Origin of the sequence: Bacillus sp. BS98, assembly GCF_008432245.1 — a bacterium.
Lineage (GTDB): Bacteria > Bacillota > Bacilli > Bacillales > Bacillaceae_G > Bacillus_A > Bacillus_A toyonensis.
In genome coordinates, this window is record NZ_CP043830.1 from 980,268 (window position 1) to 992,811 (window position 12,544).

Below are 12,544 nucleotides of genomic sequence, written 5' to 3' on the forward strand. Positions count from 1 at the left end.
AAGAAGAAGATTTCAAATATATCACAATATATTAAAGGAATTGAGGGAGAATCACAATGAAAAAGATTATAAACAAACCAGAAACATTAGTTATGGAAATGTGTAACGGGATGGTTATGGCTCACCCAGAGCTTGAGCTTTTGAAAAAATATAAAGTAATTAAGAAGAAAGAAATGAACGAAAACAAAGTAACGTTAATTAGTGGCGGCGGTAGTGGTCATGAGCCAGCACATGCAGGACTAGTCGGAAAAGGAATGTTAGATGCGGCAGTGTGCGGAGATGTGTTTGCTTCTCCTTCGCAAATTCAGGTATATCAAGCAATTAAAGAGACAGCTAGTAAAAAAGGTACGTTATTAATTATTAAAAACTACAGCGGCGATATTATGAATTTCAAAAACGGTGCGCATTTAGCGAAGGAAGATGGAATTGAAGTCGATTACGTAAAAGTTGACGATGATATTGCGGTAGAAGATAGTCTATACACAGTAGGACGTCGCGGCGTTGCGGGCGTTATTCTCGTTCATAAAATTGCCGGCGCAGCAGCGGAAGCAGGTATGGATTTAGGCGCGGTGAAAGCCGTAGCGGAAAAAGCAGCGGCTAACGTGCGTACAATCGGTTTAGCGTTAACTTCTTGTACAGTTCCAGCGAGCGGATCACCTACTTTCACACTTGCGGAAGATGAAATGGAATACGGCGTTGGTATTCACGGCGAACCAGGAATTAAGCGTGAAAAAACGATGTCAGCTGATGAGTTAGCTAACCGTATGACAAATGATTTAATAAAAGATTTAGGAGTAAAAGATGGCGAGGAAATTGCGCTTCTAGTAAATGGTTTTGGTGGTACACCACTGCAAGAACTATACTTATTTAATAACGCAGTTACGAGAGAATTAGCTGCTAGAAACATTAAAATTAATAGAGTATTCGTCGGTAACTATATGACGAGTATTGATATGGCTGGTATGTCTTTAACAGTGATGAAGTTAGATGATGAGCTAAAAACATTACTATCGAAAGAATGTAATACACCAGCGTTCAAAGTAGATGGACCAGTTGAAAGTGTAGAGTACGTGAATGTACTTGAAGAGGCAGAAGAGAAAGAAGTTTCATTTGAAATAGAAACAGCGGAAGAGCACGCTGTGATTAAAGATAATATCATTACATTAAACAACATGATTTATCTCGTTGATAAAATGAGCGACATTATTATTAAAAATGAAGTACCGTTCTGTGAGTTAGATACACATGCAGGTGACGGCGACTTCGGAATGAGTGTTGCGAAAGGATTTAAGCAATTAAAACGTGAGTGGCATTCTATTGTAGAACAAGAAAATGTAACGATCGGATCATTCCTTGACGGTTGTTCCATGATTATTATGGAACATTGCGGCGGCGCATCTGGTCCAATTTGGGGCGGTGCATTCCGCGCAGCTAGTAAAGCAGCAGGCGAGAAGCGTGAGTTAACAGTGAAAGAATTTGCTGAAATGTTGCAAGCAGCACTGCAAGGCATACAATCTATCGGTGAAAGATCGTTCGGTAGAGGTGCAGTAGTTGGTGATAAAACACTTGTTGATGCACTTGCTCCATGTGTGGATTCTTGGTTAGCTAGCGCTTCAAACGAAGTAGACATGAAAACTGCCTTTGAAAAAGGTGCAGAAGCAGCCGTTAAAGGAGCAGAGTACACGAAAGAAATCGTAGCTCGCATGGGCCGCGCCGGTACAGTTGGTGAAAGAAGTTTAGGCTATCCAGATGCAGGTGCACATGCGCTTGGAGTTATCTTTACGGAGATTGCGGGTAGTTTGAAATAGGAATTAGAAGATCCCCTCTGCCTTAAGGTGGAGGGGATCTTTATTTATAATCATCATTCTTCCAGTGAAAAATTTTATTTGTTAGCCAATCTAGAAGCTGCTTCTTCAACTTCTTTATACGCATTTTGTAATACTTCATTTGGATCTAGTACTGCTGTTCCTTGTGCACGAACGATTTGATAATCTTCAATACCAAAGAAATTAAACATTGCTTTTAAATATTTATGAGAGTATTCCACTTCTGTATACCAATCATCATTTGTATAGATTCCTCCACTTGCTTGTATAACAAGCATTCTTCTTCCATCTTTAAGTAGTCCCACTGATCCAGTTTCAGTATATTTAAATGTTTCACGTGCAATCATGATATTGTCCATGTAATCTTTTAACTTTGATGGAATATTAAAATTGTGCAAAGGTAATACGATAACATACGTATTTGCACTTTTAAATTGTTGTAAAATTTCGGACATACGCTCTGTTACTTTTTGTTCTTCATCAGTTAACTTTTGTCCATTTCCTTGCTTTTCCCATGCACTTAAAACAGTTTTATCTATCATTGGTACTATATCATCGTATAAATTAATTTGTTCAATCGGTTCATTATTAGGAATTAATTCTTTATAAGATACTAAAAAGTGGTTAAGAACTTTAATGCTGACTGATGATGTATCATCCACTTTTGGATGTGCGTTTATGATAAGTGTTTTGTTCATTTGTATTTCCCCTTTTTAAAAGTTTTTACGTTTTAATTGTCGACAAAGTTAATCGTCGATTAATTTTGTCTTTAATATAAGCTCTGAAATTATTTTTGTCAAACGAAATACATACTATTCGAAAAGAGCCTTTTTTTATTTGACTAAAATTCTAAATGGTCCTAAGATACAATTTGATAACCCTTAAAATAAAAAGCAGGTGATTTGTATATGCAGTATAGTGTTGGGGTTGAATATGCCTTGCATTGCCTAGTTTATTTAATTAACACTCCTTCCAAGGAAAGTGTCGGAATAAAAGATTTGGCAGAGTTCCAAGGGCTTTCTGAAACATTTCTTTCAAAAGTTTTCGGTAAATTATCTAAAGCTGGCATTGTAAATTCTGTCCCAGGTGTAAAGGGCGGGTATAGGTTAGCTAAGTCTCCAGAAGATGTTTCTTTTTGGGATGTAATAGAAGCTGTCGAAGGTCCAAAACCTATTTTTCAATGTAAAAATATTGTACAGAATGGTCTACTATATCGAGACGAGGCCGAGGCTTGCAATTCTTGTGAACCTAGCAATTCTTCTTGTACAATTAACTTAGTAATGCTTGAAGCAGAAGAACACATGCGTGAGTTTCTTCGTAAAAAGACTCTTGCATGGTTAGATAAAGAACTTGATATTGTTTTACCTGAAAAGATAAGGGTAGATACTCGTGAATACTTCAAACAAAAAAACTCTAACTAAATCGCCATGACGAATTAGTTAGAGTTTTTTTGTTTTTTAACATGAATGCCATCATGTGAGTTCCTAAAAATATGGAATTCACGTTGCTTAATTATATTTTTTAATCTTCGTGATCGATTTCTATTGTGCCTGTTCTAGCGCTAACTTTTAAAACATTCAATAGATTATCAGGTGTCTTGATTTCCACTTCATATTCGAATTGAGATTGTGTTAAGTTGTCATCTTCTAATTCAAATTCTTTTTTCACATGAATAATTTCTCCATTTGTTTGTGCTAAAGCAATTTCACGAACTTGTTTTTCTGTGTAGTGGTCATTCTTTTTTGCATAATTGTAACCCATACCAAAATATCCACCAACAATAGCAATACCAATTACTAAAGTAGCAATTACACTTATCATTATTTTCTTTTTATGTTTTAACATTTTCATTCACTCCTTAATGATTAATCATCTATTCCAAATCTTGCTTCAAGTGCATTTTCTGCTTGCTCTAATTGATCTTCCAGTATATCTTGTTCTCTTTCTTGTGTTTGATATTGTTCAACAGTTATCGTTCCAGCGCGATAATCTGCTTCTAGCTGATTATCAGATAAATCTATTTTGTCATCTAATTGGTCAATTTCTTTTTTTGCTGCTAAGTACGTATTTAAGTCCTCTTCTTTTGCTCCAACTGGTTTTGTGTTATGTGCCTTTTCTATAATAGATGAGACTTCATTTTTGAAATCTTGTATTTGCTTCGTATCATTCGTAGCAGGCTCTGTTTTGTTTGGTTCTTTTTGTAGTTGAGCAACTTCTTTTTGTAATTTATCATTTTCCGCTTTCAGTTGTTGTACTTCTGTATTGTTATCAGATTGAGTAGAACAAGCTGTTAAGAATAAACAAGACATTGCTCCAATTATTATCCAGTTTCTCATTATGTTTTCCTCCCTTTAATTGAGCACCTTATCCTTGCCTTTATATTACTGAACAAACATTAAAGGAAGATTAATGTGCCAAAAAATAAAATGATATAATTAAATCGTTTCTAATCTTTCTTTAATGTTTTGGAACTATAGTGATATATATAATAAGAAAAAAGGAGGATGCTAATGCGAGTTCTTATTGTCGAAGATGAACAAGACTTACAAAATATATTAGTAAAACGATTAAATGCAGAATATTATAGTGTCGATGGATGTGGGAATGGAGCAGATGCCTTGGATTATATAAGCATGGCTACTTATGACTTGATTGTGCTTGATATTATGATTCCCCGAATAGATGGGTTACAAGTGTTACAAAGATTACGCGCAGACAATAATACAACTCCTGTCTTGCTTCTTACAGCTAAAGATACAATTGATGATCGCGTAAAAGGACTCGACTTAGGTGCGGATGATTATTTAGTAAAGCCATTTGCTTTTGATGAACTATTAGCAAGAATTCGAGTGTTGATGCGAAGAAAAACAGGGAATACCTCTAATGTGTTTGAAATTGCTGATCTAGTGGTGGATTGCAATATGCATAAAGTAACAAGGGGAGAGCAGGTTATTAATCTTTCCAGTAAAGAATTTGCTATTTTAGAATATATGATTCGTAATAAAGAAGTTGTGTTGACACGAGATAAAATTGAGCAACATGTGTGGAATTACGACTATGAAGGTGGCTCAAATATTATTGATGTTTACGTCCGATACCTTCGTAAAAAAATTGATAGCCAGTTTGAAACGAAGTTAATTCATACAGTACGAGGCACTGGTTACGTATTGCGAGTAGAGTCATGAAAAAACTATCAATAAAAATGAGAGTAACCCTTTGGTATACGGGGTTAATTGTAATTATTATGGCACTCGTGTTAGCTTTTATTTTAGCTTCTTCAGATAAAGTTGTGCTTTTTAATATGAAAAATCAATTAAAGAGCACAGTAAAAGAAAGCATGGAAGATATCAAATATAAGCATGGGCAGTTAAAGATTGACGATGAGTTTGAAACTTTAGAAGATGGAGTAAATCTCCTCATTTATAGTAAGCAAGGTGAGCTACTGGCAGGAAATAGTCCAACAAGCTTTAATAAAAAGATATCGCTTAAATCCGATGAAATACAAACCATTAAAAATGGTAATAAAGAATGGATCGTATATGATTTTCTCCATAACGTAGGCGGCGATGAGCAAGTCTGGGTTCGTGGAATAATGACGATGAACCAATTATCATCAACGATGAATACGCTTATCGTGGTAACACTCATCTCTTTCCCATTACTTATTCTCATTGCGGCAGTGGGAGGATATTTTATTACGCAAAGAGCGTTTCGACCTGTGAAACAAATGAGTGATTCAGCTAGTGAAATTGGTGATGGTAAAGACCTTTCGAAGAGGATTAATTTACAAGGTTCATCGAAAGACGAAATTTATCATTTAGCACAAACCTTTGACAACATGTTTGAGCGATTGGAGAAATCATTTGAAAGTGAAAAACAATTTACATCTGATGCATCTCATGAATTAAGAACGCCAACATCTGTGATTATTTCGCAATGCGAATACGCCTTATCGCAGAGGAATAATCCGAAAGAAATGGAAGAATCTTTAGAAGTAATTTTAAGGCAATCACGTAAAATGTCCTCGTTAATCTCGCAACTTTTATTATTAGCACGAGTTGATCAAGGAAAGCATGATACTTTTCAATTTGAATGTATCAATATGAGTGAATTAACGGAAATCGTTGTAGAAGAGCTTTCATTAATGGTTCAAGAAGCCTCGATTGATATAACAACAAATATAGAGGAAGACCTGTTTATTAAAGCAGATCAAACATTGATGATGCGTTTATTAATGAATTTATTAACGAATGCGATTGCTTATGGTAAAGAGAATGGTAGTGTGAATATACAACTATGCCGTGATGGAACGAACATAATAGGTAAAGTCTCCGATAATGGCATAGGCATCAGCGAGCAACATATTACGAAAATATGGGAACGCTTCTATCGAGTTGATGCAGCACGAACATCTTCAAACATGGGAAACACAGGTTTAGGATTGTCGATGGTAAAATGGATTGTCGAACTACATGGAGGAGAAATTACCGTTGAAAGTAAATTAGGGGAAGGCAGTACTTTTACATTTAAACTACCAATTGAAAAACGAGCATAATGTATGCTCGTTTGTAGCTTTAGAATAAAGATGGATTTAAAAGCTCTCTTTAATCTTTATTTAAAAGTAAATGAAAGTAAATCGATTTAGTTATAAATTATGTTTTCAACATGATACAATACATTCCTTTTTAGTATGAAATTGAAACAACAAGAACAGATGATTAGTCTGTTTCTAACATCATAGATTTATATTTTCGAACGTGTTGCGCAAATGATTTCGGTGCGGAGTTCAAGGTTAAATGGGCTGAAGTTAATAAGTAGTCTGCTATATGTTGTCTATTAATTAGGAAAAGGGCACTCCATTGAGGGAGTGCCCTTTTCCTAATTAATGATGGTAACAGATAAAAAACTCTTTGTATTACCAGGAGTCACCGTGGCTTGATTGCATGTACATAATTGTACTAGATTTAGCCGAATCAACTTGTTTCTTAGAATCTGATTGTGAAGGGAATGCTAATCCAATAGATAATGCAACTGAAAGTGATAAACCTAAAATCGTTCCAAAAAGTTTTTTCATTATTTTAACGCTCCTTTTTCAAAAGTTTTTTCTTTAGCTTGATGACTAATATAAAAGTATTTACTAGCTTTTACAGTGTCGCTTTCTTCGTAAAACTTGATTGCTAATTTTTCAGTGTATTCTTGTGTGTAAGTATAGAGTTGTTGTGTGTCGAAAAATGAGATAGCTTCCAAAGATAATTCTTCGAGAATAGCAGCCGAAACACCTTTATTTATACAATCTAAAAGTTTGAAATGATATAGGTATTCTTTATTGTCTAGCTTCTCACAAATTGCTAATCCTCGTTCGATTAACTCGGCCGACTGTTCAAGTTCCCCAATCTTTAAATGTTCTCTAGCTTTAAGAAAAATGGCCCTAAAATGCTCTGGAGTTTTAGTTGTTACTTCTGATAAGTGTCGAATTGCTAAAGCGGATAAGTTTTGGCTACTATATAAAAAACCTAAATTATTGCGGACTCTTAATATTAGGGAATCCTCATTATTTTTACGTAAAATATCTATTGCAGAATTAAATTTTTCTTCTGCTACAGGGAATTGTTTTATATTAATACATGCTAAACCGTATAAGTTCTCACAAGCGGCAACATTATTTTCATAGCCATTATGTTTAGAGAAGATTTCTTTAGCTTTAGTCACATGTTGAATTCCTAATAGAGGTTGATAGGTATGAAGATAGAAGTTAGCAAAACGATAGCTAAACTCGGCTATTTCAAGATCGTCATGAATATGTTGTAATAGTGTTTCGGCTTTTTCGTAGTATTCCCAGGCTTCATTGTTGTTGGAAATTAGTGTGGCATGAATCCCTTTGAAAAAGTGATAATAATAAGACAACGATTCATTTTTTGGTATATCCAGTGAATCAATTGCCTGGAAGCTTGTGGGTGTGATGCTTAAATGATCGAGCAAAACTTTAAAGCGAAAAGTAAGAAGTGAGTAATGGAATAGTAAATTTGGATCTTCATTAATACTTTTTATGTGTGTATCAATCTCTGTTTTTAAATGTTTTGCTTCTTTTAGGTGCTGGGCACGTATCTCTTGATACCAATTATTTAAAAGTTGTGTGATTATATCTTTTGGTTTTAGATGACTTACCATAATTCTCCTCGCGTTCTACTATATTTATTTGTATATTGATATGTATATACTAGCAAGAAATTAAGTGTGTTAGAGTGATAGATAGCAAGAAAAAACTTTTTCAATAATTTTCTGATAATTTAAAAGGTAATTAGAATATAAATAAGATTCCTTAGATGGTGATCATTTATTTATTGCCAAAAAATAAGTGCATCGAGCAAGTATGACTATTGTACTTAAAACAAATAACAGCCTGTTTGTATGTTGTATTTCCTTAGTATTGTAAATAAGCATTTTACTCCATCGCTATCAATTTGAAAGAACAAGTGATCCCACTTTATGGTTATATGCAAAACTTAAAAAACATAAATAAGCAGAACCTTTGTATTTTGCTATCTTACGTATTTCATCCTGCACAAAAAATATTTCTCAACATTTTGTCCGTTGAAAAAGATTGAATATTCGTATTATAACGAATATTATGTTGTTATCGACAAAAAAACGATAATTTGCAGACACTGGGGAGGAAATGCATTGAAAAAGGATAAGAAGTTAAAACCATTATCAGTTTTAGCAACAGCGGCAGTACTAAGTAGTAGTTTTGCTTTTGGAAGTCATGCAGCGTATGCTGATACGCCATCATCTCTACCGATAGATGAGCATTTAATACCGGAGGAGCGTTTGGCAGAAGCGCTAAAACAACGGGGCGTAATTGATCAATCTGCATCACAAGCGGAGACGTCAAAGGCTGTCGAAAAATATGTTGAGAAAAAGAAAGGGGAAAACCCTGGGAAAGAAGTCTTGACAGGAGATAGTCTTACGCAAGAAGCTTCTGATTTTATGAAAAAAGTAAAAGATTCAAAAATGAAGGAAAATGAACAGGCGCAGCAGCCAGAAGTAGGACCAGTAGCTGGACAAGGTGCAGGATTAAATCCAGGGAAATTAAATGGAAAAGTACCTACTACATCAGCGAAGCAAGCTGAGTACAATGGAGCTGTCCGAAAAGATAAAGTACTTGTTTTACTCGTAGAATTTAGCGATTTTAAGCATAACAATATTGATCAAGAGCCAGGATACATGTATTCTAAGGACTTCAATCGTGAACATTATCAAAAAATGTTATTTGGTGATGAACCGTTTACGTTATTTGATGGATCGAAGATTAACACATTTAAACAATATTATGAAGAACAATCTGGTGGTAGCTACACAGTTGATGGAACTGTAACGGAATGGCTTACTGTTCCAGGAAAAGCTTCAGATTATGGTGCGGATGCTGGAACTGGTCATGATAACAAAGGTCCTTTAGGGCCACGTGATTTTGTGAAAGAAGCATTAAAAGCAGCGGTAGCAAAAGGGATCAATTTAGCAGATTATGACCAATTTGATCAATACGATCAAGATGGTGATGGAAATAAAAACGAGCCAGATGGCATTATTGATCATTTAATGGTTGTACATGCTGGTGTTGGTCAAGAAGCTGGTGGCGGTAAATTGAAAGATGATGCAATTTGGTCTCATCGTTCAAAACTTGGGTCAAAACCATATGCGATTGATGGCACAAAATCTTCTGTTTCAAATTGGGGCGGAAAGATGGCTGCATACGATTATACAATCGAGCCTGAAGATGGAGCGGTTGGTGTGTTTGCGCATGAGTATGGTCATGATTTAGGCTTACCAGATGAGTACGATACGAAGTACTCAGGACAAGGTGAACCTGTTGAGTCTTGGTCTATTATGAGTGGCGGTAGCTGGGCTGGAAAAATTGCAGGAACAGAGCCAACAAGTTTCTCACCACAAAATAAAGAGTTTTTCCAAAAGAATATGAAGGGCAATTGGGCGAATATCGTTGAGGTAGATTACGATAAACTTCGCACGGGAGTCGGTGTTGCAACATATTTAGATCAAAGTGTTACAAAATCAAAACGACCAGGAATCGTTCGTGTTAACTTGCCGGACAAAGATATTAAAAATATCGAATCGGCATTTGGTAAGAAGTTTTACTACAGCACAAAAGGAAATGACATTCATACAACACTTGAGACACCAGTATTTGACTTAACAAATGCAACGGATGCTAAGTTTGATTATAAGGCATTCTACGAACTGGAAGCGAAGTATGATTTCCTTGACGTATATGCGATTGCAGAAGATGGAACGAAGACACGCATTGATAGAATGGGCGAAAAAGATGTAAAAGGCGGCGTGGATACAACTGATGGTAAGTGGGTTGATAAATCATACGATTTAAGCCAATTCAAAGGGAAAAAAGTAAAACTGCAATTTGAGTATTTAACAGATATTGCAGTAGCTTATAAAGGATTTGCATTAGATAATGCTGCATTAACTGTAAATGGAAAAGTTGTTTTCTCAGATGATGCAGAAGGCCAACCAGCAATGACACTAAAAGGATTTACGGTGTCTAACGGATTTGAACAGAAGAAACATAACTACTATGTAGAGTGGAGAAATTACGCTGGTTCTGACACGGCTTTACAACATGCGCGTGGTCCAGTATTTAATACAGGAATGGTTGTATGGTATGCGGATCAAAGCTTTACAGATAACTGGGTAGGGGTTCATCCAGGTGAAGGATTCTTAGGAGTAGTAGATTCTCATCCAGAGGCAATCGTAGGGACATTAAATGGACAACCGACTGTGAAGAGCAGTACGCGTTATCAAATTGCTGATGCTGCATTCTCATTCGATCAAACACCAGCATGGAGAGTAGATTCGCCAACTCGCGGTATCTTTGACTATAAAGGATTACCAGGTGTTGCGAAATTTGATGATTCTAAGCAGTATATCAACAGCGTGATTCCAGATGCAGGACGTAAGTTGCCGAAACTAGGATTAAAGTTTGAAGTAGTAGGCCAAGCAGAAGACAAGTCTGCAGGTGCAGTTTGGATTCATCGATAAAATAAGGTGAAGTGAAGAGGAGCTGTCTCATAAGTTGGTGAAACCGACTTATGGACAGCTCTTTTTTTTATTGTAGAAAAGGGACCTTTTAGGAACTAGTTCATGGAAAAGAATGATATAAAATTTATCCCGCTATTTGCCGGGCAGTAAGACCCCCACCTCAAAATTCAGCGGAAGCAAAGAAGTTAGGTGGGGGTCGGGCTGCCTGTAAACGCCCGATTGGTGAAGGCTAATAATCAGTGGGGGATGAACAAAACCCCCACTGATTAAAGTTTCACTTTATTTTCAATACGAGTGAACAAACGTAAACTTAAATATTAGAAAATATAGATGAAATTCCGCTATTATACCTTTCAATAAAATAATAATAGCATTATATATTATAAGGAATGCTTGTCCTTAATTGTAAATGAAAGGGGGAAATTGATATGAGTTATGGCTATGGTTATTCTTCTAAAAAATGTTGTGAAAATTACAATGAAACGTTATCAACGGGTGTATTACGTAGACATTCTGCTACTTTATTTCTTACTGTTGATGCTATGAATGTTGATCCAGATGATACTCATAGAGTAACTGTTGAAATGTTTGATTGGTCATCTGGTTCTCCTGTATTGTTACCATTAGTAGATCCTTCTACACGAACATTAGCACCTAATCAATATGTTACTTTTCGTTCGGCAGCTCTTCCTCCAGGACTTTTTGCTTACGAAGTAAGAATAATTCATCCAAATGATAGAGATGTTGTTACGAATGTTTTTGGTCTTAGTGCAATCGTATTTAATCCACAAGAAGGAAATAATGTTTTACAACATGATTTAGCAAAATTAGACCTTAAATAGATTTTATAAAAGTCTAAATATGGAAATGGTTAAGTAAAGGAAGTAGGATGTAAAGCTACTTCCTTTACTTAACATCAACTATATAAAAAAATTTAGTGTCATCATCGGTACATAGGACAGCACGATTTAGCAAATCAATATTAACGATAGTCATATAATTAAAGAGTAAATAACCGTCTCCATAATATATAATTAATATTTCTTCTTCGAATGATAAGGAGCATAACAATAGTATGTATTTCGTTTGCTTGTATAAAGCAAATTGTATAAAGAGAAGAAGGATCTCCTTAAAGGAGATCCTTTTTACGTTTTATCATTTTTAAAGAAATCTTTCATCATTTTAGAGTGTTTCATGTTTAATGTCACAGCTTCTACTTTACCTTTCTTCTCATCTTTAGCGATTGTAATTTGCTCCTTATTATCGATCCAGACAAGAAACTCTTCTTTTGCGTCATCTTTATATGTAACGGTTATAGTAGAATGTGCCGATTGTTTCTTTTTTTGATCTAATGTAATTGTTTTCGAGGTTCCATTTTGAACTGCCGAAACGATAGGTTTTATCATTTCTTCATTGTCTGTTTGAGATTTGGAAATAGTATTATTTGTTGTTTTCAGTATTTCAATGTCTGTAATATTAGCGGAATTTAATTGAAATGTATTTTGTGTATGTTCTTGCTTAACTTGTGAAGCTTTATCTGTAGCCGAGGAGCTTGTACAACCTATTAAAGTGAAAGATAGAGCGGTTAGAGCGCATATAGATATGATTTTTTTCATAGTATCCCTCCTTATGTTTAATTATAACAATTTTCT

12 protein-coding genes and 1 pseudogene are annotated in these 12,544 nt (G+C 35.2%); 6 read left to right on the forward strand and 7 right to left on the reverse strand.

Annotated elements, in window-relative coordinates:
• Positions 1–56: 56 nt before the first annotated feature.
• Positions 57–1,808, forward strand: coding sequence for a dihydroxyacetone kinase subunit DhaK (gene dhaK, locus F0362_RS05090; RefSeq protein WP_000720708.1), 1,752 nt, complete (start codon positions 57–59; stop codon positions 1,806–1,808).
• Between the two features lie 74 nt (positions 1,809–1,882).
• Here the strand turns inward: dhaK and F0362_RS05095 are convergent, their stop codons facing one another.
• Positions 1,883–2,524, reverse strand: coding sequence for an FMN-dependent NADH-azoreductase (locus F0362_RS05095; protein ID WP_001044357.1), 642 nt, complete (start codon positions 2,522–2,524; stop codon positions 1,883–1,885).
• A 210-nt stretch (positions 2,525–2,734) separates the two neighbouring features.
• On the opposite strand from F0362_RS05095, the gene F0362_RS05100 reads away from it, so the two are divergent.
• Positions 2,735–3,247, forward strand: a complete 513-nt coding sequence (locus tag F0362_RS05100; protein WP_001200345.1) for an RrF2 family transcriptional regulator — start codon at positions 2,735–2,737, stop codon at positions 3,245–3,247.
• Positions 3,248–3,347: 100 nt separating this feature from the next.
• Here F0362_RS05100 and F0362_RS05105 read toward each other — a convergent pair whose 3' ends face one another.
• The gene (locus tag F0362_RS05105) at positions 3,348–3,671 is read right to left on the reverse strand and encodes a PepSY domain-containing protein (RefSeq protein ID WP_149889685.1); all 324 of its coding nucleotides are present in this window, start codon (positions 3,669–3,671) and stop codon (positions 3,348–3,350) included.
• A 20-nt stretch (positions 3,672–3,691) separates the two neighbouring features.
• Positions 3,692–4,162, reverse strand: coding sequence for a hypothetical protein (locus F0362_RS05110; RefSeq protein ID WP_001246804.1), 471 nt, complete (start codon positions 4,160–4,162; stop codon positions 3,692–3,694).
• A 174-nt stretch (positions 4,163–4,336) separates the two neighbouring features.
• Between F0362_RS05110 and F0362_RS05115 the strand changes: the two genes are divergently transcribed.
• Together F0362_RS05115 and F0362_RS05120 are read left to right on the forward strand one after the other, a co-directional pair.
• Positions 4,337–5,011, forward strand: coding sequence for a response regulator transcription factor (locus tag F0362_RS05115; protein ID WP_001264540.1), 675 nt, complete (start codon positions 4,337–4,339; stop codon positions 5,009–5,011).
• Positions 5,008–6,381 (forward strand): sensor histidine kinase, encoded by a 1,374-nt coding sequence (locus tag F0362_RS05120; RefSeq protein WP_000736484.1) that lies wholly within the window; start codon positions 5,008–5,010, stop codon positions 6,379–6,381. Before F0362_RS05115 ends, F0362_RS05120 begins: the two co-directional genes overlap by 4 nt.
• Positions 6,382–6,741: 360 nt before the next feature.
• Here the strand turns inward: F0362_RS05120 and F0362_RS05125 are convergent, their stop codons facing one another.
• Positions 6,742–6,900 carry a hypothetical protein gene (locus tag F0362_RS05125; protein ID WP_000732342.1) on the reverse strand — a complete coding sequence of 53 codons (159 nt, stop codon included), beginning with the start codon at positions 6,898–6,900 and terminating at the stop codon, positions 6,742–6,744.
• Entirely contained in the window at positions 6,900–7,994 is a 1,095-nt protein-coding gene (locus tag F0362_RS05130; RefSeq protein WP_000253567.1) for a response regulator aspartate phosphatase, read from the reverse strand. Before F0362_RS05130 ends, F0362_RS05125 begins: the two co-directional genes overlap by 1 nt.
• A 513-nt stretch (positions 7,995–8,507) precedes the next feature.
• On the opposite strand from F0362_RS05130, the gene F0362_RS05135 reads away from it, so the two are divergent.
• The gene (locus F0362_RS05135) at positions 8,508–10,892 is read left to right on the forward strand and encodes an immune inhibitor A domain-containing protein (RefSeq protein WP_000710824.1); all 2,385 of its coding nucleotides are present in this window, start codon (positions 8,508–8,510) and stop codon (positions 10,890–10,892) included.
• Between the two features lie 428 nt (positions 10,893–11,320).
• A complete protein-coding gene (locus F0362_RS05140; protein WP_000120218.1) occupies positions 11,321–11,734 on the forward strand; it encodes a BtaA family protein in 414 nt (137 codons plus the stop codon).
• A gap of 64 nt (positions 11,735–11,798) precedes the next feature.
• Here the strand turns inward: F0362_RS05140 and F0362_RS30815 are convergent.
• Together F0362_RS30815 and F0362_RS05150 are read right to left on the reverse strand one after the other, a co-directional pair.
• Positions 11,799–11,966, reverse strand: a pseudogene (locus F0362_RS30815) (YolD-like family protein); the annotation flags it as partial.
• Positions 11,967–12,037: 71 nt separating this feature from the next.
• Positions 12,038–12,508: a hypothetical protein gene (locus tag F0362_RS05150; RefSeq protein ID WP_000720845.1), complete on the reverse strand. Its 471-nt coding sequence runs from the start codon at positions 12,506–12,508 to the stop codon at positions 12,038–12,040.
• Positions 12,509–12,544: the final 36 nt, after the last annotated feature.